The organism is Terribacillus saccharophilus (assembly GCF_000725365.1).
In the GTDB taxonomy this organism is placed as follows: domain Bacteria; phylum Bacillota; class Bacilli; order Bacillales; family Amphibacillaceae; genus Terribacillus; species Terribacillus saccharophilus.
The window spans coordinates 3,364,396-3,385,798 of the sequence record NZ_CP008876.1; the positions used below are offsets into that span (position 1 = coordinate 3,364,396).

25 protein-coding genes and 1 riboswitch are annotated in these 21,403 nt (G+C 43.1%); of the genes, 11 read left to right on the top strand and 14 right to left on the bottom strand.

Annotated elements, in window-relative coordinates:
- Nucleotides 1–58 precede the first annotated feature (58 nt).
- Entirely contained in the window at nt 59–1,534 is a 1,476-nt protein-coding gene (locus tag GZ22_RS16745; RefSeq protein ID WP_084160783.1) for a sugar porter family MFS transporter, read from the top strand.
- A gap of 257 nt (nt 1,535–1,791) precedes the next feature.
- Nucleotides 1,792–3,267, top strand: a complete 1,476-nt coding sequence (locus GZ22_RS16750; protein ID WP_051748413.1) for a sugar porter family MFS transporter — start codon at nt 1,792–1,794, stop codon at nt 3,265–3,267.
- Between the two features lie 9 nt (nt 3,268–3,276).
- On the opposite strand, the gene GZ22_RS16755 is transcribed toward GZ22_RS16750, so the two are convergent.
- Both GZ22_RS16755 and GZ22_RS16760 read right to left on the bottom strand, forming a co-directional pair.
- Nucleotides 3,277–4,074: an MBL fold metallo-hydrolase gene (locus GZ22_RS16755; protein WP_051748416.1), complete on the bottom strand. Its 798-nt coding sequence runs from the start codon at nt 4,072–4,074 to the stop codon at nt 3,277–3,279.
- Between the two features lie 103 nt (nt 4,075–4,177).
- Nucleotides 4,178–5,161, bottom strand: coding sequence for an NAD(P)/FAD-dependent oxidoreductase (locus GZ22_RS16760; protein WP_038564973.1), 984 nt, complete (start codon nt 5,159–5,161; stop codon nt 4,178–4,180).
- 301 nt (nt 5,162–5,462) lie between these two features.
- On the opposite strand from GZ22_RS16760, the gene GZ22_RS16765 reads away from it, so the two are divergent.
- Nucleotides 5,463–6,680 (top strand): NAD(P)/FAD-dependent oxidoreductase, encoded by a 1,218-nt coding sequence (locus tag GZ22_RS16765; RefSeq protein ID WP_038564976.1) that lies wholly within the window; start codon nt 5,463–5,465, stop codon nt 6,678–6,680.
- Nucleotides 6,681–6,760: 80 nt separating this feature from the next.
- A complete protein-coding gene (locus tag GZ22_RS16770; RefSeq protein WP_123921915.1) occupies nt 6,761–6,949 on the top strand; it encodes a hypothetical protein in 189 nt (62 codons plus the stop codon).
- Here the strand turns inward: GZ22_RS16770 and GZ22_RS16775 are convergent.
- From GZ22_RS16775 to deoD, 3 genes are all read right to left on the bottom strand, one after another.
- A complete protein-coding gene (locus tag GZ22_RS16775) occupies nt 6,926–7,399 on the bottom strand; it encodes a divergent PAP2 family protein (protein WP_038564980.1) in 474 nt (157 codons plus the stop codon). The two genes, GZ22_RS16770 and GZ22_RS16775, sit on opposite strands and share 24 nt — an antisense overlap.
- A gap of 76 nt (nt 7,400–7,475) precedes the next feature.
- Nucleotides 7,476–8,066: a biotin transporter BioY gene (locus tag GZ22_RS16780; RefSeq protein ID WP_038564983.1), complete on the bottom strand. Its 591-nt coding sequence runs from the start codon at nt 8,064–8,066 to the stop codon at nt 7,476–7,478.
- A 108-nt stretch (nt 8,067–8,174) separates the two neighbouring features.
- Entirely contained in the window at nt 8,175–8,885 is a 711-nt protein-coding gene (gene deoD / locus GZ22_RS16785) for a purine-nucleoside phosphorylase (protein WP_038564986.1), read from the bottom strand.
- A gap of 193 nt (nt 8,886–9,078) precedes the next feature.
- Here deoD and GZ22_RS16790 point away from each other — a divergent pair, with 193 nt between their 5' ends.
- Nucleotides 9,079–9,339, top strand: coding sequence for a phosphocarrier protein HPr (locus GZ22_RS16790; protein ID WP_038564989.1), 261 nt, complete (start codon nt 9,079–9,081; stop codon nt 9,337–9,339).
- A gap of 152 nt (nt 9,340–9,491) precedes the next feature.
- On the top strand, nt 9,492–9,746 hold the full coding sequence (locus tag GZ22_RS16795; RefSeq protein ID WP_038564991.1) for a YesK family protein: 255 nt from the start codon (nt 9,492–9,494) through the stop codon (nt 9,744–9,746).
- A 72-nt stretch (nt 9,747–9,818) separates the two neighbouring features.
- On the opposite strand, the gene kapB is transcribed toward GZ22_RS16795, so the two are convergent.
- The 3 genes from kapB to GZ22_RS16810 form a co-directional block, all read right to left on the bottom strand.
- Nucleotides 9,819–10,199 carry a kinase-associated lipoprotein KapB gene (gene kapB / locus GZ22_RS16800; RefSeq protein WP_038564994.1) on the bottom strand — a complete coding sequence of 127 codons (381 nt, stop codon included), beginning with the start codon at nt 10,197–10,199 and terminating at the stop codon, nt 9,819–9,821.
- Nucleotides 10,196–11,374 (bottom strand): MalY/PatB family protein, encoded by a 1,179-nt coding sequence (locus GZ22_RS16805; protein ID WP_038564997.1) that lies wholly within the window; start codon nt 11,372–11,374, stop codon nt 10,196–10,198. Before GZ22_RS16805 ends, kapB begins: the two co-directional genes overlap by 4 nt.
- A 69-nt stretch (nt 11,375–11,443) precedes the next feature.
- On the bottom strand, nt 11,444–12,256 hold the full coding sequence (locus GZ22_RS16810; RefSeq protein WP_038565000.1) for an alpha/beta fold hydrolase: 813 nt from the start codon (nt 12,254–12,256) through the stop codon (nt 11,444–11,446).
- Between the two features lie 266 nt (nt 12,257–12,522).
- Here GZ22_RS16810 and yugI point away from each other — a divergent pair, with 266 nt between their 5' ends.
- On the top strand, nt 12,523–12,888 hold the full coding sequence (gene yugI, locus GZ22_RS16815; protein ID WP_038565003.1) for a S1 domain-containing post-transcriptional regulator GSP13: 366 nt from the start codon (nt 12,523–12,525) through the stop codon (nt 12,886–12,888).
- 45 nt (nt 12,889–12,933) lie between these two features.
- On the opposite strand, the gene GZ22_RS16820 is transcribed toward yugI, so the two are convergent.
- Entirely contained in the window at nt 12,934–13,167 is a 234-nt protein-coding gene (locus GZ22_RS16820; RefSeq protein ID WP_038565006.1) for a DUF378 domain-containing protein, read from the bottom strand.
- A 145-nt stretch (nt 13,168–13,312) separates the two neighbouring features.
- Here GZ22_RS16820 and GZ22_RS16825 point away from each other — a divergent pair, with 145 nt between their 5' ends.
- A complete protein-coding gene (locus tag GZ22_RS16825; protein WP_038565009.1) occupies nt 13,313–14,659 on the top strand; it encodes a glucose-6-phosphate isomerase in 1,347 nt (448 codons plus the stop codon).
- A 39-nt stretch (nt 14,660–14,698) separates the two neighbouring features.
- Here GZ22_RS16825 and GZ22_RS16830 read toward each other — a convergent pair whose 3' ends face one another.
- Nucleotides 14,699–15,700: a potassium channel family protein gene (locus GZ22_RS16830; RefSeq protein WP_038565012.1), complete on the bottom strand. Its 1,002-nt coding sequence runs from the start codon at nt 15,698–15,700 to the stop codon at nt 14,699–14,701.
- Nucleotides 15,701–15,771: 71 nt separating this feature from the next.
- On the opposite strand from GZ22_RS16830, the gene GZ22_RS16835 reads away from it, so the two are divergent.
- Nucleotides 15,772–16,593, top strand: coding sequence for a phosphotransferase family protein (locus tag GZ22_RS16835; RefSeq protein ID WP_038565015.1), 822 nt, complete (start codon nt 15,772–15,774; stop codon nt 16,591–16,593).
- 37 nt (nt 16,594–16,630) lie between these two features.
- On the opposite strand, the gene GZ22_RS16840 is transcribed toward GZ22_RS16835, so the two are convergent.
- Nucleotides 16,631–17,188 carry a thioredoxin family protein gene (locus GZ22_RS16840; RefSeq protein ID WP_038565018.1) on the bottom strand — a complete coding sequence of 186 codons (558 nt, stop codon included), beginning with the start codon at nt 17,186–17,188 and terminating at the stop codon, nt 16,631–16,633.
- 111 nt (nt 17,189–17,299) lie between these two features.
- Here GZ22_RS16840 and GZ22_RS16845 point away from each other — a divergent pair, with 111 nt between their 5' ends.
- Together GZ22_RS16845 and GZ22_RS16850 are read left to right on the top strand one after the other, a co-directional pair.
- Nucleotides 17,300–18,358 carry a M20/M25/M40 family metallo-hydrolase gene (locus GZ22_RS16845; RefSeq protein ID WP_038565021.1) on the top strand — a complete coding sequence of 353 codons (1,059 nt, stop codon included), beginning with the start codon at nt 17,300–17,302 and terminating at the stop codon, nt 18,356–18,358.
- Nucleotides 18,359–18,416: 58 nt separating this feature from the next.
- Nucleotides 18,417–18,563: riboswitch (FMN riboswitch) on the top strand.
- Nucleotides 18,564–18,752: 189 nt separating this feature from the next.
- Nucleotides 18,753–19,331, top strand: a complete 579-nt coding sequence (locus tag GZ22_RS16850) for an ECF transporter S component (protein ID WP_038565023.1) — start codon at nt 18,753–18,755, stop codon at nt 19,329–19,331.
- Nucleotides 19,332–19,537: 206 nt separating this feature from the next.
- On the opposite strand, the gene GZ22_RS16855 is transcribed toward GZ22_RS16850, so the two are convergent.
- The 3 genes from GZ22_RS16855 to GZ22_RS16865 all read right to left on the bottom strand — a co-directional run bounded on the left by GZ22_RS16855 (nt 19,538) and on the right by GZ22_RS16865 (nt 21,364).
- On the bottom strand, nt 19,538–19,921 hold the full coding sequence (locus tag GZ22_RS16855; protein WP_038565026.1) for a TraR/DksA C4-type zinc finger protein: 384 nt from the start codon (nt 19,919–19,921) through the stop codon (nt 19,538–19,540).
- 16 nt (nt 19,922–19,937) lie between these two features.
- Nucleotides 19,938–20,324, bottom strand: a complete 387-nt coding sequence (locus GZ22_RS16860; RefSeq protein WP_038565029.1) for a hotdog fold thioesterase — start codon at nt 20,322–20,324, stop codon at nt 19,938–19,940.
- 92 nt (nt 20,325–20,416) lie between these two features.
- Nucleotides 20,417–21,364, bottom strand: coding sequence for a 1,4-dihydroxy-2-naphthoate polyprenyltransferase (locus tag GZ22_RS16865; RefSeq protein ID WP_038565032.1), 948 nt, complete (start codon nt 21,362–21,364; stop codon nt 20,417–20,419).
- Nucleotides 21,365–21,403 lie beyond the last annotated feature (39 nt).

Sequence of the window (21,403 nt, forward strand, 5' to 3'; positions counted from 1 at the left end):
AGGGTAACAGCATTGTTTGTACAATAGTCAACATGCATAAAATGGAGGAGAGAGAACGATGGACAAACAAGCGAATGGACAAGGGCATGTCCCTCATACAGAGGACGATGGTCGAAGTTCGAAGCGAAGATTAAGATTAATAGCTATTATTTCTACCTTCGGTGGATTATTATTCGGTTATGATACAGGTGTAATCAATGGGGCATTGCCTTTCATGGGGCAGGAAGACCAATTGAATCTAACACCATTAACAGAAGGAATGGTAGCAAGTTCCTTGCTTCTAGGAGCAGCGTTCGGTGCTGTATCCGGCGGGAAGCTCGCAGATAAAGTCGGTCGACGTCGTGTGATTCTATACTTAGCTGTATTATTCTTCTTAGCAACTTTAGGTTGTTCTTTTGCACCTAATGTGGAGACAATGGTTATCTTCCGCGTACTGCTTGGACTAGCTGTCGGTGGTGCTTCGGTGACTGTTCCTGCTTACTTGGCGGAGGTTTCTCCTACCGAGTCACGCGGAAAAATGGTAACGATGAATGATTTGATGATTGTTACTGGTCAGCTTCTTGCTTATTCTTCTAACGCATTTCTTGGGAATATGTTCGGAGATGCTGGGCATATCTGGCGTTATATGCTTGTTATTGCTACAATACCAGCTCTTATACTTTGGTTCGGAATGCTTGTTATGCCAGAGAGTCCGCGCTGGCTTGCACAGCAAGGCATGTTAAAAACTGCCTTCCAAATTCTTATGAAGATTCGCCGTAAAAATCGTGCGAAGCAAGAAATGGAACAAATTAAGAAAACAGTAGAAAAAGAGAAGAAGCTGGACAAAGCTTCTTTCAAAGATTTGACTATTCCTTGGATTAGAAGAATTGTTCTTATAGGTTTAGGGATTGGAGTAATCCAGCAGATAACTGGTGTAAACTCTATCATGTACTATGGTACCGAAATTTTAAGTGACGCAGGATTCGGTCGAGACGCGGCTCTTGTAGGTAACATTGCCAATGGTATCATTTCCGTAGCAGCTACTATTTTTGGTATCTGGCTGCTAGGTAAAGTAGGACGCAGACCAATGCTGACGGTCGGATTTATAGGTACAACAACGGCATTGCTATTGCTAACGATTGTAACGACATTCTTTGAAGGTTCCGCTGCACTTCCATACTTAGTGCTGAGTCTAACGGTAACTTTCCTCGCATTCCAGCAAGGAGCTGTATCACCTGTCACATGGTTAATGCTTTCTGAAATTTTCCCGTCACGTATTCGCGGTATGGGGATGGGGATTGCGATCTTCTTCCATTGGATGACAAATTTCACAGTAAGTTTGACATTCCCAGTATTGCTTAGTGCGATTGGTCTATCCAGCACATTCCTTATCTTTGTTGTTCTTGGTATTGCTGCGATTCTCTTTATCCAGAAATTCCTTCCGGAAACGAAAGGTCGCACACTGGAAGAATTGGAACAAGATTTCCGTGATAAGAAGACCCGCAAAACTGTTCCAAAGTTGAACAAGAAAACTGAACTAAGTGAAAGAGTGTAAACTAAACGATCCCTTCCTGGCTGACAGGAAGGGATTTTCTTGTATAAAGAAAGAAATTGTTATGCTGTCTTCATTGGCGAAAATGGTGATAATCATGAATGCTGTGGTACAACTGTTCAGTTGAAACAGAGTTGTAATATAACAAAAGTGATTATTTTGACAAAAGACGGGTATATAAATCTTACCAACCCAATACATACACAAGGGTAAAAGCTTTATTCATTCAGCAGTCAAATGCGTAAATGGAGGAGAAAAATATGGACAAACATGAGGCTGGAAAAGGGCATGTCCCACAGATTGAGGATGATGGAAAAAGCTCGAAGCGGAGGCTGAGATGGATTGCCATCATATCTACTTTCGGAGGATTATTGTTTGGATATGATACAGGTGTCATCAATGGTGCACTGCCGTTTATGGGACAGGAGGATCAGCTGAATCTAACACCGCTGACAGAAGGTGTTGTTGCAAGCTCTCTGTTGCTAGGAGCTGCATTTGGTGCAGTATTTGGCGGAAAGCTTTCTGATAAAATAGGTCGTCGCCGTATCATTTTGTATCTTGCTGTTTTATTCTTTATTGCGACATTAGGCTGTTCATTCGCACCGAATACGGAGACGATGGTTGTCTTCCGAGTGCTGCTTGGCCTGGCTGTTGGTGGTGCTTCTGTAACTGTACCGGCTTACCTCGCTGAGATGTCTCCAGCAGCAAAACGGGGACGTATGGTAACACAAAATGAATTGATGATCGTAACTGGTCAATTGCTTGCTTATACATCCAATGCTGCACTCGGAAATTTATTCGCCGATACAGGTCATATTTGGCGTTATATGCTGGTTATCGCAACCTTGCCAGCTATCATACTTTGGTTCGGGATGCTGGTCATGCCGGAAAGTCCGCGTTGGCTTGCACAGCAAGGTATGCTGAAAACTGCTTTCCAAATTCTTTCGAAGATTCGCCGCAAAAATCAGGCAAAACAAGAAATGGCGGAAATTCGCAAGACAGTGGAAAAAGAAGAGAAACTGGATAAGGCTTCGTACAAAGACCTTGCGATACCATGGATTAGAAAAATTGTTTTTATCGGTATGGGTATAGGTATTATCCAGCAGATCACCGGTGTTAACTCCATTATGTATTATGGAACAGAAATTCTGAGTAATGCTGGTTTTGGTACACAAGCAGCACTGATTGGTAACATTGCAAATGGTGTCATCTCGGTGCTTGCTACATTTGTTGGTATCTGGCTGCTAGGCAGAGTAGGACGCAGGCAGATGCTGACGGTAGGTTTTATCGGAACAACGAGTGCGCTGCTGCTTATTACGATTGCTGCTACTTTCTTTGAAGGGACAACAGCTCTTCCGTATATGGTACTAGCTCTGACAGTCACATTCCTTGCCTTCCAGCAGGGGGCTGTTTCACCAGTCACATGGTTGATGCTAGCAGAGATTTTCCCTTCCAGGCTGCGCGGTATGGGGATGGGAATCGCTGTATTCTTCCAATGGATGACAAACTTCACTATCAGTTTGACTTTCCCAGTGCTTTTAAGTGCGATTGGTCTATCTAGTACGTTCCTAATCTTCGTTGTCCTGGGGATTGCTGCAATTCTCTTTATACAAAAGTTCCTTCCAGAAACAAAGGATCGAACACTGGAAGAATTGGAGCAGGATTTCCGTCAGATGACTATTCGCAAAACAGTACCAAAATTGAAGAAGAAAACAGAAATAGGAGAAAGGGTATAATCCCTTCTCCTATTTTTTTGTTTCAACTAGTTTCTTTAAGCCTGTTTCCAATTCATCGAAGAAGACAGGCATTCCATGTCCAGTACCAGCAGCTTGCGGATGCAGCTCCTGCAGCTTGCGGATAGAGCGGAAGGCCTCCTGTTCGTCCATTGTGAAGTAGCGTGGTGGGCCGTTGAATTCCTTTTGCTGCGTAAGCACTTTGTGAAGAGATTCCTGCTGTACAGTCGTAAACGCATCACCGGCAATCAAGACTTTATCTTCTGTATGGAATAAGCTGATATGCCCTGGAGTATGCCCAGGTGTGTGGATCCATTCCCAGCCTGGCAGGTGCGGTACTTTATGGTCAAGCGGTATAAGCCTTACATGCTTGCTTAAATCGATTCCTGTATTCGGAAAGGTCTTGGACAGCTTAGTAATAAGTCCCCCGCCAGCATCTGTCTTTCCTTCTGGATAGTCAAGCTGTCCAGTCAGATAGGGAAGCTCCAGTTCATGCGCATAAACAGGCACATCCCATTCCTTCACTAGCTCGACGATACTGCCCACGTGGTCGAAGTGACCATGTGTGAGGAGAATGCATGCTGGTCTAGCGCCTTCTCCGAATAGTTCTTCAGCTGCTTGCTTAATATTGCCTGCTGTATCAGGAACACCGGCATCTACAAGCACCCATTCTTTTGTATCAGGATTCTCAATGAAAAAGACATTTACTATTCTGTCTAGATAGCCATGAACAGTTGGGGAGACGGTTGTTTCCTTTCCGCTCTTTATTGAGGCAAGCGGAATTAAGCGATGTTCATATTCGTTTTCCATACAGCTCCTCCTTTATCGATACTAGTGTGTGATAGACGGGCTTCCTTATACAAAAAGTATAAAAAAACACCGGTTTCCATAAAGGTAACCGGTGCGGTGTTAATTAAAACATGCTTGTGGAATGTTTAGGCTGTACACGAGCGTCTGGATCAATGTATGTTTTGGCATTGTTGATAGCAGTCGGGCCTTCGCCGAAACCAGAGGCGATCAGGTTGACTTTACCTGGGTACGTACAAATATCACCAGCTGCGTAAATACCAGGGATATTTGTTTCTTGTTTTGTATTAACAACAATGCTGTTTTTCTCGATTTCCAAATCCCATTGCTTGATTGGTCCTAAGGAAGAAATGAAACCGTAATTGACGAGAACTTCGTCCACATCGATCGTTTCAGTTTCTTCGCTTTTTACCTTCTGCAGAACAACCTGTTCAATGCGGTCCGTACCCAGCATCTCAACTGGTGTATAAGGAGTCATGATTCTTACATTGGATTGCATGAGTCGTTCTACACTGTGCTCATGAGCACGGAACTCATCACGGCGATGCACGAGAATGACTTCTTTGGCAATTGGTTCAAGCATTAGCGCCCAGTCAACAGCCGAATCGCCGCCACCTGCTAATAGAACACGCTTGCCAGCGTATTTCTGCATATTATCCACATAGTAATTCAAGTTAACACCCTCGAATTCGTCACATCGCTCAACTGTCAGGCGACGAGGCTGGAAGGCGCCGTTTCCTGCTGTGATAATGATTGTTTTTGAGAAGTGTACACCCTTATCTGTTTCGATGCGGAATGTATTATCTTCTAAACGCTCGACTTTATCGACTGATTCTCCGAGTGCGATAGTAGGGTCGAAGCGTTTCAGCTGTTCCATAAGATTGTCCACTAGTTCCTGTGCGCGGACTTGGGGGAAGCCAGCTATATCATAGATGTATTTTTCTGGGTATAAAGCAGAAAGCTGTCCGCCCACTTGGGGAAGGCTTTCAATGATTTTGACACTTTGCTGACGCATCCCACCATAGAATGCGGTGAAAAGTCCGACTGGACCTGCACCGATGATGGTCACATCATATATTTGATCTGACATACCGGTTCCTCCTAGTATTTTTAAACGTAACAATTGGTATTTTATCATAGTTGCTGAAATATGAGTAAGAAGAAGGATTTTTAATGTATAGTAGTATGCCCTTGAACATGATAAGCTTCCCCTTTTTTGGTTGATAAAAGGAAAGAAAACGTTTACCATAATATTGATGACGGTTTTGTGACAGTTTTATGTTTTCATCTGCATTATAAAGTGAATAGTATCACAAACAAAAAAATTAATGAGTTGTTAGGTTGCAACAAGCTTAGGAAAAACCAAACTATATTAATGGATGTGATCGAAGATGAGCAAACCAAAAATTGTGATTGCAGGTGCTGGTTACGGTGGCCTGATCACGACAGTGAAACTTCAGAAACTGATTGGAGCGGACGAGGCGAGCATCACGCTCGTAAACAAGCATGACTACCATTATCAGACAACATGGCTCCATGAGAATGCGGCAGGGACGCGCCATCATGATCAGACGCGGATTGCAATCAAGGACGTTATTGATGCAAAAAAAGTCAATTTTGTCCAAGATACGGTAACGAAAATCAAACCAGATGAAAAAAAGCTAGTTATGCAAAACGGTGAAATCTCCTATGATTATCTTGTTGTAGGCTTAGGCTTTGAGCCAGCGAATTTTGGAATCGAAGGCCTTCTGGATCATGCATATATGATCCGAAGCATCAATTCCTCCCGTTTGATTCGAGAGCATATCGAGCACAATTTTGCAGTGTATAACAATGAATCGGAAAAGAAAGAAGAGCGCCTTAATATCGTTATTGGCGGAGGCGGCTTCACGGGCATCGAGTTTGCCGGAGAACTGGCAGAACGTGTACCAGAACTGTGCAAGGAATACGATATAGACCGAGATAAAGTAAGAGTCATAGTTGTAGAGGCTGGCGCATCCGTCATGATGGGATTCGATCCGCAGCTTGTAGAATATGCTTTGAATTCCTTAGAATCCCGCGGAATCGAATTCCAGACAAATGCTTTCCTTAAAGAAGTTACGGCTAATAGCATCGTTTATGAAAAAGCTGGCGAAAGACATACGGTCAAAACTAATACAACGGTATGGGCTGCTGGTGTGAAAGGGAACTCAATTCTGGAGGAATCCGGTTTCGAAGTAAACCGCGGCAAGGTGATGGTGACAGAGGATCTGCGTGATCCGAACCATGATGATATCTTCATTGTCGGTGATTGTGCTGCAATTATAAATGACGAAACCGGCAAGCCATATCCGCCAACAGCGCAAATAGCTACACAGATGGGTTATAACTGTGCCCATAATCTAAAAGCACTCATTCGCAAGGAAAGCAACACTCAGAAATTCGTGCCAGATATCAAGGGTACACTCGCTTCCTTAGGGGGCGGTGATGCCATGGGGATGGTAATGGGTAAGAAGCTGTTCGGAAAACCGGCAGACGTCATGAAGAAAGCGTCAGATAATCGCTATCTCTATCAGCTTGGCGGTGTTGGACTAGTATTGAAAAAAGGGAAGTTCAATATATTTAGCTAAACAAAAAGCAGCCATCTGGCTGCTTTTCTTTTGTATAGTGTTAATCTCATTTGTCGATGCTGTTACCAGAGGTGAAAGATATGATGCGACGATGGTGCATAAGAGCACTGCTTTGTACCCTCTGGCTAACAGCTATGTATGTGACCTGGAGCCAGCTGACTAATTTAACAGCAGAGGACGTCATCCAATATGAACAGCGGCAGCTTCCTGTGCGTGATTTCGGAAGCAAGCAGCTGCATCTGCAATTAAAACAGCAAATAGATGACTAGAGAAATACCGATGCCGGTTAGAGCGCCGAAAAAGACTTCGATCGGCTGATGTCCGAGCATTTCTCGGATTTCGCGATTCTTTTCGAACTCCTGCTTACTGCCCCACACTTTCGCTTCATCTACAAAGCGCTGGAAATCCTTCAGAAGCAGATTCAGCAATATTGCCTGTTCACCGGCTTGTCTTCTTACACCGGATGCATCAAACATGATGATGATGCTAAAGACAAAGGATGCGGCAAAAATAGGGGAATCAAGTCCGCTTTCGAAACCGATCGAGGTTGTCAGGGCAGCCACGGCTGCTGAATGACTGCTCGGCATACCGCCCGTACTGAATGCAAGGTCGGCCTGGATGCGCTTATCTGCTATCGCACGGATGGGCACTTTTATTATTTGTGCGAAAACGATGGCAATCAGCGCACTCCATAGGGGCATATTTTGTAACAATGACATGTACTGCTACATCCTTTCAGAGAAAAAGCTATAATATATGATGTACTCATTATAACTAAATTTCCCTGATAAAATGTCATTTAAACGAAGTATTATATGTCACTTTACCTTTTCTGAAAGCATGAGCCACTCTAGGGTAAAACAAGGCTGCAAGTATTGCGAAACAGAAATCTTTGATAAAGAACGGTATCATGCTGATCCAAGCGGCCAAATAGCTTATATCCACACCCATCCACAGCTGCATGGCGCCATACATATAGGTGACTCCAAAGAGATAATTGACAATGATACCAGCGATTACCGCCACGAAAACGCGATAACGCATAGATGTTTTTTCCATAATAAAACCAGCAATAAAGGCAATAGGTATGAAAGATAGCAAGAAACCGCCGGTAGGTCCGGCAAAGACACCAAATCCTCCAGAAAGATCTGCGAAGATCGGCAGACCAGTTAGTCCAAGCAGTACATAACAGATCATACTGTAGGCTCCCCATTTATAACCTAACAGCAAACCGGCAAGTAATGCGAAAAACGGCTGCAATGATAACGGCACAGTTTGACCTCCGATTGGTACAGCAAGAAAAGGAAGCCAGACCGATATGTTTGCTCCAACTGTCATCAGACCAACAAACATCGCGCTTGCAGTCAATTTACCAGTACGACTCATAACTTATCAACTCCTTGCAGAAATAGTAAACGACACCCTCTTTATTGTCAACTTAATTTTTATCGAGGTTTACAATGTAGGCATAAAAAAAGGCATAAAAGCCTTTTTTTATGCCTGGATTGCTGCATCTAATGCAATTTCCATCATATCGCCAAAAGTAGTCTGACGCTCTTCGGCAGTTGTTTCTTCACCAGTGAGGATGTGATCGCTCACTGTAAGCACAGATAGTGCTTGGCAATCATGTTTCGCAGCTATTGTGTAAAGTGCGGTTGTTTCCATTTCGACAGCCAAGACTTTGTAATCTGCCAATTTTCCGTAGAATTCCAATGTGTTGTCACGATAGAAGCGATCGCTTGTAAAGACGTTTCCAACACGGATATTCAAGCCTTTTGCTTGTCCAGCCTGATATGCTTTCAGCAGCAAATCAAAATCGGCTGTAGGTGCAAAATCGACTGTACCGAATTCCTGACGGTTTATTTGGGAATCAGAGCTAGAAGTAGACGCTAAAATCACATCACGGACTTTTACGTCTTTCTGGATAGCGCCTGCAGTACCAACACGGATCAGTTTTTTCACGCCGTAGCTTTGAATCAATTCATTCACATAGATGCTGATGGAAGGGACACCCATACCTGTACCTTGAACGGAGATTCTTTCTCCTTTGTATGTACCAGTATAACCATACATTCCTCTTACTTCGTTATATAGCTTTGCATCTTCCAAAAATGTTTCTGCGATGTATTTTGCACGAAGCGGATCGCCTGGAAGCAGGATCTTGTCTGCAATCTGGCCAGCTTCAGCATTTATATGTACACTCATGACAGCACTCCTTTTTGCTAGATGTGTCAAAATTACCATAAATACAAGATAAACTCAATCTTCTGCCGTAAAGCTGTTTTTAAACTTAAAAAAGTGGGATATTTATTTAAAAACGCTTTCTTTTCTCCTATAATAATTATGTTACTACTTTCACATTTACATACATGAGCAATATGCTTTGGAGGGAATTACGATGCAAGAAAAAACATTCACTATTACAAGCGAAACAGGAATCCATGCTAGACCTGCAACGCTGCTTGTTAATAAAGCCGGCCAGTTCAACTCTGAGATTGAACTTGCATTCAAAGAAAGAAAAGTGAACTTAAAATCTATCATGGGTGTCATGTCACTAGGTGTCCCGCAAGGAGCACAGGTTGTTATTACAGCAGATGGTAATGATGAGGAAGCAGCATTAGAAGGTATCCAGGAAGTCCTGGAAAACCATTTGAGCTGATTGAGGAAGCTGGAGATTTTCTCCGGCTTTTTTTATACTTTTAATAGGTGTAAGAAAAAGTGAAGGTTGTAATCAATTTCCACAAAGAGCATGAAAATGGTAAGTTAAAGGAGCATATAAAATCATATTATATTTACCAAGGGGGTTAATTCATGAACTTCTTTTTTGCAACTGTACTTCTAACAGTAGTGATTATAGGTATTTCTTTGATTTTTATTAAGAAGAAACCCTTTATGTATTTGGTTCCTATCTCTTTAGTGGCAATTAGTATGATTTTATTTATGAGTAGTTTCTTTATTGGAGGATGGGGTGGAGTTGGAATGATAGCATTAAGCTCTTCCTTGTTAATTTCCTCAATAGCTGCATTGATTATAGTCACTCTTATAAGTTATTTTCAAACTGAATAATCCTATATCATCGGCATAATAGCACAGGATAATGAAAAAAGGCAGGAGCTAGGCTTCCTGCCTTTTTTCGTATTATTTGAAGTAATCCTTCTTCAGTGTCTCCACGTTTGCTAGAGCGAGTTCTTGATAGCGTGAGGCGGGCTGTTGCTCCAAATCGTGCTTTAGCTGCTGAACTGCTGCCCGCAAAGAATCGGAATAATCCGGTACAGTATCCATATATGCTGAGACTGCAGTTTTTGGTATATTCGCTTTTTCGTGCTGGGCGAGCGCTCGGCGTTCATGGAAGAAAACATCTTCTGTTTCCTTTGGATGATGTAAATCACCTTGCTGCGGATGCTTGAGAACAGCCAGTATCTCCACCAAATAAAACTTGCCGCGTTCTTCTTTGATTCTTCCGACATAAGAACCAGTTTTATAGCGTGCTTTGACAACGCTGCCGATATCTATCGTCATTTTGCTGCCTCGAATTCTTTGAGGCTGTTTGTCAGCCGAGAAAGGGCATCTTTCATCGTTTCAGGCGGGCAGGCAATGTTCATCCGAACAAATCCAGCACCTGCTTCTCCGAATTGAATGCCATCGTTGAATCCGAGTTTCGCTTTTTGGGCAAAAAAGTCCATCAGTTCTTTTTGTTCCAATTGCATCTGGCGGCAATCCAGCCACATCAAATAGGTGCCTTCGAGCGGGGCAATCTGAATCAAAGGAGTATCAGCTAATGCTTCTTCCGTCAGCTTCCGATTGACTGCCAATATGTCCAGCAGACCATCCAGCCATTCCTCACCTTCCGTATAGGCAGCTTCCATTGCAGCAACTGCCATCGTATTCAGCATATGGAAACCTTGCTTCGAGAATGTCTCTTGCAGCTGCAGACGCATATCTTCCTGCTCCACGATACTGTAAGATACCTGCAATCCTGCTAAATTGAATGTTTTTGACGGAGACAGGAATGTAATCGTTCGTTTGCTCATGTCTTCAGACAAGGAAGCAACAGGTATATGCTGATATCCTTCATGAATCAAATCGGCATGGATCTCATCTGACAGAAGTAAAACATCGTACGTTTGGCACAGCTTCGCTAAGCGCTCCAGCTCCTCTTTTGTCCAAACACGCCCAACTGGATTATGTGGATTGCAAAGTATCATCGTCTTTGCGCCTTCTTGGAAACATGTCTCCAAGTGTTCGAAATTCATCTGGTATGTACCATTTTCTTCTAGCAAAGGATTTTCGACGATTTTGCGATCATGTGCAGTGACTACGCTGTAAAAAGGGGCATAAACAGGTGTCTGGATGACGACTTCTTCACCAGGTTTTGTAAACGTCTGGATAGCCATATGCAGACTGGTTACAACGCCGGGGCTGTATAGAAGCCAGCTTGGCTTAATGCGCCAGCCATGACGTTTTTCAACCCAATTGGATACTGTTTTAGAAATACTCGCATCAGTAATTGTGTAGCCATAGATGCCGTGTTCAGCTCTGTTCTTCAAGGCGTCTATTACCGATCGAGGTGATTGGAAGTCCATATCTGCCACCCACATCGGCAGAACATCTTCTCCTCCATATAATGCTTTAAGATTGTCCCATTTCACGGAACGAGTCTTTCTGCGGTCATGAACTGTTTCGAAATTATGCATAGTCCGTACTCCTTTCATCATTTCTTTTTTCATTATATAAAGAAATGCTTCGAAAAGCGAAAGGCTTGATCATTGTATATACGAGACAATTGTTTCCGGCGTTTCCTCAGGCAAAAGATGCCCGGCATCAGGAAGGATATGGAGCGTCGCATGGGGCAGCTCGGCGAGCAGTCGATAACCAATAGATGGAGGCAATAACGGATCTTCATTTCCCCAGAAAATGATTGTTTGTGCTTTTATTTGCTGGAGGCTGTCATTCGGCAAATCACCGCCACGAGATCGAATAAAATGAGCCAGACTTGGAAAAAGTTCCTTGGCCATAAAGGGAATGCTGTACGCAACTACCATCCGCAGCGTAACTTTTTCAGGATCAGCAACAAGATGGCGCAGGAAACCGACTACACTGCTGGCTTCGAAAGCAAGCTGCATAATTGCAGGAAAGATGCTTGCCGAAGCGATCAAGCTTGAGAATGCGTCTGTCGGCAGCATATAGCTTGATGGTGCAAACAGATACAGTTTATTTATCCGATCTGGGTAGCTATACGCAAGGCGCATGGCAATTTGACCACCCATTGAATGACCGCCAATATCTATCTTTTCTATCTGCAAATGATCAAGAAGAGACGCGGCAAGACTGGTATAGTCCTCATAGGAAAAAGCTATTTCAGCTGATTTTTGACTATTTCCAAAGGGAGGAAAATCTAATGTCACTACTTGGTAACGTCGGCGCAGCTCCGGAATCATACGGTGAAAGCAGCTTCCGGAGGCAAGGAAACCGTGAAGAAGTAGGATTGTGCGGGAGTTGTCATGACTGTATGAAGAATAAATGCGATAATCTATAGCTATTTTTTCGTAATAGAAGGTATGGTTCGAGTAAGACATTCTAGCTTGCCCCTTTGCCTGCAATTAGTTCTAGTTTCAGTCATATTGGACTTTATATGCAAAAAAAATAGCAAAGCGATACGCATCGCTTTGCCTACAGGGGGAATACGAGAAAGTCTTACAGAACTATGTATTACCAAAAAAGCTTACTAGCAAACCTATTCTAATAAAAAAAATATACATATATAAATTTTTGCCGAAACCAACTTACTGTGATAGAATTATTTATTGCGTATAAAAGTAGAAAAAATCAGGAGTTGTTTAGTATGGCAGAGAAGTTTGAAACAGGACAAGTATTGACAGGTAAAGTAACAGGAATCCAGCCTTACGGTGCTTTTGTTGCATTGGATGAGCAGGTTCAAGGTTTGGTTCACATTTCTGAGGTGACTCATGGTTTCGTAAAAGATATCAATGAACACCTATCTGTAGGCGATGAAGTTAAAGTTAAAATCCTTGATATTAACGAACAAAGCGGTAAATATTCCCTTTCTATCCGTGCTACAGAAGAAGCACCTGCAAAACAGCAGCAAGCTAACGTTCAAAAGCAAGCTGTTTCTGAGGATGCTCCAGCAGGATTCAATACGTTGAAAGACAAACTTCAGGATTGGATCAAACAAACTGAAGGTAAATAATTAGAAAGACCCCCATATTAGGGGGTCTTTTTTTGATTTATCCATTTATGCCTTGGTTGTTGTCGCTTCTTCCACTTCTTTACGCTCTAGGAACAGAGCGGAAATTGACACAAGACCAGCCAAGCCAACAAGACTGTAGATGATCCGTGGGAAAGCAGCCGCCTGACTGCCATTACCAAAGATACCTGCAACCAAGTCGTAGTTGAATAAACCGACTAGTCCCCAGTTGATCGCGCCAATTATGACAAGAACAAGAGCGATACGCTGTACCATATTCAACTGCATAACCTCCATTTCATGAAGCGAGATGATAAATCTTTCTTAGCATGCCTTTGTTAGCCGATTATATTCCTACAACATTTCTTGATTTACTTGTCCAGTTTCGGTAAAGTTGCAGTAGTAAGCAGTTTCAAGGAGGATGAATATGACACACATCGGTTTTGATTATAAGAAAGCGTTACCATATATCGGGGAGCAGGAACTGGATTACCTTGCACCGCTCGTGCAGGCTGCGCATGAACAATTACATAATAAAACAGGTGCCGGCAATGATTTTCTAGGCTGGCTTGATTTGCCGACTGATTACGACAAAGAAGAATTTGCTCGTATCAAGCAGGCAGCAGAAAAAATAAAATCTGATTCAGATGTTTTACTCGTTGTCGGAATCGGCGGCTCTTATCTTGGTGCTCGTGCGGCAATTGAAGCACTGACGCACAGCTTTTTCAACGTACTCTCTAAAGAAGACCGAAAAGCACCACAGGTATTCTTTGTCGGAAATAGCATCAGTGCTCCATATTTGAATCAGCTGCTTGATGCAATTAAGGGTAAAGAAGTCAGTGTGAATGTTATATCTAAAAGTGGTACAACAACTGAACCAGCAATAGCCTTCCGTATCTTCAAGAAGTATCTGGAAGAGAAGTACGGAGTTGATGAAGCGCGCAAACGTATTTATGCTACAACGGATAAAGAAAGAGGCGCTTTGAAAACACTCGCAAGCAAAGAAGGCTACGAGTCGTTCGTCATTCCTGATGATGTTGGCGGCCGTTTCTCTGTGCTGACAGCTGTGGGGCTATTGCCAATTGCAGCGGCAGGTATCGATATCGACAGCATCATGTCAGGTGCACAAAAAGCGCAGGAAGAACTGTCTGTATCTGATCTGAAGGAGAATCCGGCATATCAATACGCAGCTATACGTAATGTTCTTTATAACAAAGGCAAGAATATCGAACTGCTTGTGAACTATGAGCCGTCATTGCAATATTTCAGTGAATGGTGGAAGCAATTGTTCGGAGAAAGTGAAGGGAAGGATTTGAAAGGATTGTTCCCGGCGTCTGCTAACTTCTCTACAGATTTACATTCTCTTGGTCAATATGTACAGGAAGGCCGCCGCGATTTGTTCGAAACAGTCGTACTTGTGAAACAGCCTGTATCTGATGTGACCATAGAAGCGGAAGAGGAAGACCTTGATGGATTGAACTATCTTGTAGGTCAGACAGTTGATCAAGTGAACTACAAAGCCTTCCAGGGTACACTGCTTGCTCATACAGACGGTAACGTACCGAACTTAGTCGTAGAAGTTCCGGCGCTGGATTCTTTCAGCTTCGGGTATCTGGTATACTTCTTCGAAAAAGCATGCGCAATCAGCGGATACTTGCTTGGTGTAAATCCGTTTGATCAGCCAGGAGTAGAAGCATATAAGAAGAACATGTTTGCTCTGCTTGGCAAGCCTGGATATGAAGAAGAAAAAGCAAAACTAGAAAAAAGATTATAATAAAAAATCCCTTCTGGCCTTATTGGCAGAAGGGATTTTTTATTCGATATGCTGCAAGGTGATGATGCAGTCCTCCTGATGCATCGATTCCTGGAAGTCTGGGCTCATATCCATGCTTTCTCCGCGCATATAGCCGATCGCGGTCTTTTCCTTGCGTGCAAAATAACGACTAGCTTCAAAGAAACTTTTACCAACTAGTTCATCTGGTAAAGACATGACTCGGATTTCTTGCTCTTTCAGAAAATGAAGCAGCAGTTCTAGGTGATTTTTCTTTTCTTTGTGATACACTTCGTGGAAAAACAATGTACTTACAAAATCATTTGACCGGATGACGACATCTGCTCCTGCACGACGGAGATTTTCCTTTTGCGTATGTGTCAGCACTTCAGCAACGATATGAAGATTTGGATTGTTGCCGCGCAAGGCAATCGTTGTCAAAATCGTCATATAATCAATCTGTTTTTCATTTTTACCAGCGTTTGCAGTAATGATTGCAGTCTTAGCATGTTTGATATTCGCTTTTTGCAGAGTTTTGTCCTCAGATGCATCACCGCGAATGAAGTGTAAAGGATGTTCTCGATAGGGGAGCATAGTCAATGACTGATCTATCAAAACAACGGACTGTTCCGGGTGTTTTTCGTTCAGCTTTCCAAGTAATGTCCTGGCCCGCTCATTCCAGCCGATGATGATAATATGATTGCTCCCTTTGAATTGGGTAAGTCCCTTTGAAAGATCCTGGGTATACTTAACAGTCCCAGCAGCGATAGTAGCCAAATAAAAGGTTACAAGACCTGCACCTGAAAGGATGAGCACAATGGCAAGGATTTTGCCATAAAGCGTTTCAGGAATCAAATCACCGTAGCCTACAGTGGAGGCAGTCACGAATGCCCACCAAATACCATCAAAATAAGTAGGAAATTGTTTTGGTTCTATATGATGCATACAGATACCGAATGATATCATTACCACGAGCACAGTAGAGAAGAGGCGAATGAAAATAGGAAGGCGGAAATAAAAACGTCGCAGAAACTGTGTGACCATATTATCCCTCCTCATCTTTTTTGTTAGTATATGTATATTCACGTGCTTTAAACGAACAGGAGGGAACAGGGATGGATAAAATGACGGCAGCATGGCTGGAAGGACACTTGCATGAACCAATCAGACAAGTAAGAGCCGTCCATACTGGATGGGATCATGATGTGTGTATATTGAATGACAGCTGGGTATTTCGAGTGCCAAAAAAAGCTATCACAGTTAACCGGGAAGAGGAGAAGTTACTGAAGAATTTGCAGTCCAAAACAAATATTGTGCTGCCGACATTTACTATCTGTACGACTCCGGATGGCAACGAAGCAATGCTTTATCCATACATATCAGGTGATCCGATTTCTTTAAATATGTCGGATGTAGCACTTAAAATTGCTGCCAGTCAGCTAGGCGCCTTTCTCACAAATCTCCATCAACTAGAAGCAGCCAGTTACAGCTTGCCAAAAAGAGACAGATTATATTATGATGCGCTTTATGAAAAAATAAGAAGCTTTTATCCAGATTTACCTGCTGTCGTCATTGAACACACGGAGAGATTATTTGCTGAACTGCAGCCAGTATGTACGGCTGTGGTACATGGTGATTTAAGGTCGGCGCATATATTGTGGGAGAAATCGACGTCTCAGGTCGGAATCATCGATTTTAGTGATATGCATGTAGGTGATCCTGCCATCGACTTTGTAGGAATCAGCCAGATAAGCTCAGATTTCTTAAATCAAGTACTGAGCAAGTATGATGTTGCTAATAAGGAGGAAATCTGTCAGCGGGCAGACCAACTAGCTAAATTAGGGCTGTATTATGAGCTGCTCGAATATGGTCCTAGCTGTAAGCTAGCAGCAGAGATGGAGCGTCAGTTTGTGAGGTGCAACACATATCGTGTGTAAGATCTGCAAAACAAAAAAACATCCATAATGGATGTTTTTAAGCTTCTTCAAGGCCTCTTTTCAGGCTTGCATAGACGCGCTGCCAGAAGTCTGTATTGTCACGATAGGATTTTGTAATAAAAGTGAGCATTTGGCTGCGCTTTTCTTCATATTCGGGTGCATCCTTATCGGGCAGACTGCTGAAGGATTCATCTATATATACTTGTAGTTCGGGAGCACGGGGACCCCATTTCGCTACTTCATCGCCATTTTGGTTGATAAAGATGATGATTGGAATGGAACGGCTTTTCCCGTTAGTCAGGTATTGATCCATCAGCTCCAGGTTCTCATCACGGTGTAGGATGCGGACATCAATAGCTCCGGCCTGTGCAATATGATAAAAGACTGGCAGGTTTAGCATAGCATCGCCGCACCAGTCTTCTGTCAGTACGATAGCACGTAGTTTTTGGGAACGGAGTGTGTTGAAAAATTCCGTGTCGGCTGGAAGCTCGTAGTGATCGTAGATATGCATTGTATTTTCTTTATGTGTTTGCATGGAGTCCAAATAAGCATCGATATTTATTCCTTTTTCGAACCATTCATTTAATGTCGTCATGTGTCTCATCCTTTCTGATGTTTAGTTTACCCGAGCGGTAGGATAAACTAAACAAATAAGCCTCTGATTATGCTACAGTGATAGAAGACTACATACAAAGGCGGAATAGATATGCAACTAGATAATCAAGAATTTTTAATGGAATTACTGCGGACGGTATCTCCGTCCAGCTATGAAATGGACATACAGAAAAAGTGGATGAAAGAATACGCTCCGTATGCAGATGAAATGCGTACCGATGTGTCAGGTAATGCCATTGCGGTCGTAAATCCAGATGCGGAGTTCAAAGTTCTTCTTGCTGGACATTGTGATGAAATCGCAATGGTCGTTACCGGAATCGATCAGAATGGTTTCCTGCAAATTGATGAGATGGGTCGCTTTAATGCAAAAGCAGCATTGGGTATGACCGTCCAGGTTATAGGTTACAACAAGACGATTCCAGGTGTGGTTGGTGTAAATGCGATGCATCTTGGAGGAGTGAAGGGAGACTTTGAACTGCCGGATCTGTATATTGATTGCGGAGCAAAGTCTAAGCAGGAGATGGAACAATATGTGCAAGTAGGTGACTTGATCGTCTACCAGCGACAGCCTTCAGTGTTGATGGACCGTTATTTGACTGGACGAGGATTAGATAACCGTACAGGTTCATTCATCGTAGGAGAAGTTGTCCGCCGGCTTAAGCAAGAGAAAGTCAACGTTGGTGTATATGCAGTCAGCACAGTGAATGAAGAAACAAATATGGGTGGTGCTTATTTCGCAGCAGCTGGTCTCGAGCCGGATTTAGCAATTGCTTGCGACGTTACATTTGCAACCGATCATCCAGGTGTTAACAAACGGAAAGCAGTGGATGTCAGCTTGGACGGAGGTCCTGTGCTGGCTAAAGGGGCACCAATCAACCGAAAAGCTAATATCTTGCTTGAGCAAGCAGCGAAGGAACTAGATATGTCGCTGCAATACGAATTAACGCCCCGCGCTACTGGTACTGATGCTGATAAGATGCGCTATTCAGGAAAAGGTGTATCAACAGCGCTTGTATCTTTGCCGCTTCGCTATATGCACTCGCCGGTAGAAACAGTCAGTCTGCAGGTTATTCAGCAGGAAATTGATCTTTTGGTAAAATTCCTGACAAACCTGACAGGTGAAGAAAGCTTGAATCCATTGGACTTGTGAGCATAAGGGTTGCAAATGCACAGAAAGCAGTTATAATATAATAACAAAACTAAATCGATTCTATCTTCGGGGCAGGGTGCAATTCCCGACCGACGGTGACAGCAGGAAATACTGCTGAAGTCCGTGACCCGCAGAACTTAGTTCTGCGGCTGATCTGGTGTAAGTCCGGGACCGACAGTGAAAGTCTGGATGGGAGAAGATACGAAGCAGAAGAGGGATGCCGAACGGGCTATCCTTGTTTCCATACGATGTTCGTATGTTTAACATCTTCATGCTTATTTGCGTATATTCCAAGCCCCAGAGCATAATGCTCCGGGGCTTTTTAACGTAGATAGGCTGCTTCCCCTTCATCAAGAGTTAGAATCGATAAACAAGATGAAGGAGGAGAACGATTATGCGTTCATCCAAGTTAACAAAATCAATTACTTTCGCTTTACTGGGAGCGATCAGCATGGTGCTTATGCTGTTGAATTTCCCGCTTCCATTCCTGCCGCCTTACTTGAAGATAGACTTCAGTGAGATTCCGGTACTGATTGCAGCACTGCTGTTTTCACCGCTTGCAGGTGTTGCTGTCGAAGCAATCAAGAACTTATTGTATCTTATTTTCACAGGAGCTGGAGACCCGGTAGGCGTCGTGGCGAATTTCCTGGCAGGCATGCTTTTCGTAATGCCAGTTGCATATTTTTATCATAAATTTAAAGCAGGCAAAAAAACACTCGTGTCAGGATTGGCTACAGGTACAGTTGCTATGGCTGTCGGAATGGGTGTACTGAATTACTTTGTTGTTCTGCCATTATATAGCATTTTCTTAGGATCTCCTGTAATGAGTGCTGATGCGAAATGGATAGCAGTCATAGGTGGTATTCTGCCTTTCAACCTTTTGAAAGGTATCATTATTGCGATTGTTTTCATTCCGCTATTTGCAAAACTGAAACCTTGGTTCGCGAAGCGAAAAAGAACAGCTGCAGCATAAGAAAAGTTCCCGGTTAGGTAGCTTTTTTATATGACTAAAAACAGTTGTTGCAAAGAAAGATAGTCCATGCTACAATAGTCTAGCGATGAGCTGAATTGCATAAGTCGGTAAAGCGCGTCTTAGACACGTGTGGATGTGGCCGCACGGCTTTACACGCCGCAATTAACAAAGGCACCCTGCGAGGGTGCCTTTTCTTATGCATTTTTTTAAGCTCTTCTTGTCTCTTCAACTTCAGCTTGTTCCTCTACAAGCAAGCGGGCAGTAGGTTCAGCCTTCAGCCGTTCCTCTGGAATAGGTTCGCCGGATTTCTCGCTTACTCCATACGTACCTTCTTCAATTCGATCTAGTGCATCTTCAATATCGCGAAGTCGCTCACGTGCTGCTTCTTTTAATGTTTCGGCTGTTTCACGATCATGCATTTCTGTGCCAAGATCGCCTGGGTGATTGACAATTGTCGAAAGCTCACCAGTAGAATCATTAGGGAATTCTTTTGCGCTATTATAGCTATCGTTCCCTTTAATTTGTTCTTCTGCTTCTTCCTTCATTGCAAGTAATTGATTACGGAAATAATCCAATTTATTTTTATCCATTTTCAATCCATCTCCTTTATTGCCTTCTCGTTTTAATAGCCAGCGTACAGCGGGCGATACAGAGCAGGTCCTCGTTCTCATCCGAAATGGATATTTGCCAAACCATTGTCGATTTTCCAACATGAATCGGGGAAGCAACCGCAGTTACGATGCCAGATCGAACACTGCGAATATGGTTTGCGTTAATCTCGAGGCCAAACACGGCCTGAGTTGCAGGATCTGCATGCAGGTTGCCGCCGATACTTGCTGCTGTTTCTGCAAGTGCTACACTGGCGCCACCGTGCAAAAATCCCATGGGCTGTCTGTTATGCGGTCCGACGGGCATCTCCATTACAACCTGATCCTTATTTGCTTCGACCACCCGCATTTGCAGCTGCTCCATTAATGTATCTGAGAAGTTCATAATAGTAACCTGCTTTCTGTATGTAATGTATTTCCCGTACTAGTATGTATTAAACCTATATAAAAAAGCGGGCTGGATGCCCGCTTTTAAAATTAGAATGAAAGTGGTACGAATTGCTGGATCAGTAAAGCGATCACAAGCAATAGACCATAAATCGTATTTGTTTGTCCTGTTGCTTTCATCGCAGGCATCATTTCAAGCGGCATTGTCTTGCCAATGAAACCACGGTAAGCATCACGAGCTTTCTTAATGCTTAAGAATGTGATAACAGCCCAAATTGGAAGTAATCCAACAGCGATAAATACAGCAGTAATGACATAGCTGATAATAAAACAAATTCCAAGGAAGGTAACACCTTTTTTAAGGCCAAGTAGGATAGCAACTGTTCTTCTGCCGTTTACTTTATCACCGTCGTGGTCGCGCAGGTTATTGGCGAAATTGATACACGCAATGAAAATAGTCACTGGAATACTGATTAATACGACATTACCAGTAAGTGTCAGTGTCTGGATGTAGTATGTGATGCAAATGATGATGGCACCCATGAAAACCCCAGATGTCAATTCCCCGAAAGGTGTATAGGAAATCGGATAAGGACCGCCAGTGTACAAATAACCGCAAAGCATACATGCTAGTCCGATTAATGCGATATACCAGCTGGATTCCATGCAAATATATACGCCTAACAGCATGCTGATAGCATAAAACGTCAGTGCTAGTGACAAAACGGTTTTCGGCTTGATACCGTCGCGTACGATCGTTCCGCCGATTCCAACAGACTGCTCATTATCCAGTCCGCGGACAAAATCATAGTACTCATTGAACATATTCGTCGCACATTGGATCAACATACATGCAAGCAGCATAGCTCCGAAAAGCAGCCAGTTAATCTTGCCATCCAATGCAGCGAGCATTGTTCCTATAAAGACAGGCACGAATGAAGCCGTCAAAGTATGAGGACGCATGAGGCGCCACCATATTTGGAAGCCTTCGCGCTCATTAAGTGCTTGTCGCACGTTATCGTTCCCGATAGATTGCATAATACTTTCTCTCCTTAAAAATGCAGGGCATTATATCAT

What these genes read in the sequence shown, in the direction of transcription:
- GZ22_RS16745 (WP_084160783.1), top strand. Translation starts at nt 59, where the DNA reads ATGGACAAACAAGCGAATGGACAAGGGCATGTCCCTCATACAGAGGAC.
- GZ22_RS16750 (WP_051748413.1), top strand. Translation starts at nt 1,792, where the DNA reads ATGGACAAACATGAGGCTGGAAAAGGGCATGTCCCACAGATTGAGGAT.
- GZ22_RS16755 (WP_051748416.1), bottom strand. Translation starts at nt 4,074, where the DNA reads ATGGAAAACGAATATGAACATCGCTTAATTCCGCTTGCCTCAATAAAG.
- GZ22_RS16760 (WP_038564973.1), bottom strand. Translation starts at nt 5,161, where the DNA reads ATGTCAGATCAAATATATGATGTGACCATCATCGGTGCAGGTCCAGTC.
- GZ22_RS16765 (WP_038564976.1), top strand. Translation starts at nt 5,463, where the DNA reads ATGAGCAAACCAAAAATTGTGATTGCAGGTGCTGGTTACGGTGGCCTG.
- GZ22_RS16770 (WP_123921915.1), top strand. Translation starts at nt 6,761, where the DNA reads ATGATGCGACGATGGTGCATAAGAGCACTGCTTTGTACCCTCTGGCTA.
- GZ22_RS16775 (WP_038564980.1), bottom strand. Translation starts at nt 7,399, where the DNA reads ATGTCATTGTTACAAAATATGCCCCTATGGAGTGCGCTGATTGCCATC.
- GZ22_RS16780 (WP_038564983.1), bottom strand. Translation starts at nt 8,066, where the DNA reads ATGAGTCGTACTGGTAAATTGACTGCAAGCGCGATGTTTGTTGGTCTG.
- deoD (WP_038564986.1), bottom strand. Translation starts at nt 8,885, where the DNA reads ATGAGTGTACATATAAATGCTGAAGCTGGCCAGATTGCAGACAAGATC.
- GZ22_RS16790 (WP_038564989.1), top strand. Translation starts at nt 9,079, where the DNA reads ATGCAAGAAAAAACATTCACTATTACAAGCGAAACAGGAATCCATGCT.
- GZ22_RS16795 (WP_038564991.1), top strand. Translation starts at nt 9,492, where the DNA reads ATGAACTTCTTTTTTGCAACTGTACTTCTAACAGTAGTGATTATAGGT.
- kapB (WP_038564994.1), bottom strand. Translation starts at nt 10,199, where the DNA reads ATGACGATAGATATCGGCAGCGTTGTCAAAGCACGCTATAAAACTGGT.
- GZ22_RS16805 (WP_038564997.1), bottom strand. Translation starts at nt 11,374, where the DNA reads ATGCATAATTTCGAAACAGTTCATGACCGCAGAAAGACTCGTTCCGTG.
- GZ22_RS16810 (WP_038565000.1), bottom strand. Translation starts at nt 12,256, where the DNA reads ATGTCTTACTCGAACCATACCTTCTATTACGAAAAAATAGCTATAGAT.
- yugI (WP_038565003.1), top strand. Translation starts at nt 12,523, where the DNA reads ATGGCAGAGAAGTTTGAAACAGGACAAGTATTGACAGGTAAAGTAACA.
- GZ22_RS16825 (WP_038565009.1), top strand. Translation starts at nt 13,313, where the DNA reads ATGACACACATCGGTTTTGATTATAAGAAAGCGTTACCATATATCGGG.
- GZ22_RS16830 (WP_038565012.1), bottom strand. Translation starts at nt 15,700, where the DNA reads ATGGTCACACAGTTTCTGCGACGTTTTTATTTCCGCCTTCCTATTTTC.
- GZ22_RS16835 (WP_038565015.1), top strand. Translation starts at nt 15,772, where the DNA reads ATGGATAAAATGACGGCAGCATGGCTGGAAGGACACTTGCATGAACCA.
- GZ22_RS16840 (WP_038565018.1), bottom strand. Translation starts at nt 17,188, where the DNA reads ATGACGACATTAAATGAATGGTTCGAAAAAGGAATAAATATCGATGCT.
- GZ22_RS16845 (WP_038565021.1), top strand. Translation starts at nt 17,300, where the DNA reads ATGCAACTAGATAATCAAGAATTTTTAATGGAATTACTGCGGACGGTA.
- GZ22_RS16850 (WP_038565023.1), top strand. Translation starts at nt 18,753, where the DNA reads ATGCGTTCATCCAAGTTAACAAAATCAATTACTTTCGCTTTACTGGGA.
- GZ22_RS16855 (WP_038565026.1), bottom strand. Translation starts at nt 19,921, where the DNA reads ATGGATAAAAATAAATTGGATTATTTCCGTAATCAATTACTTGCAATG.
- GZ22_RS16860 (WP_038565029.1), bottom strand. Translation starts at nt 20,324, where the DNA reads ATGAACTTCTCAGATACATTAATGGAGCAGCTGCAAATGCGGGTGGTC.
- GZ22_RS16865 (WP_038565032.1), bottom strand. Translation starts at nt 21,364, where the DNA reads ATGCAATCTATCGGGAACGATAACGTGCGACAAGCACTTAATGAGCGC.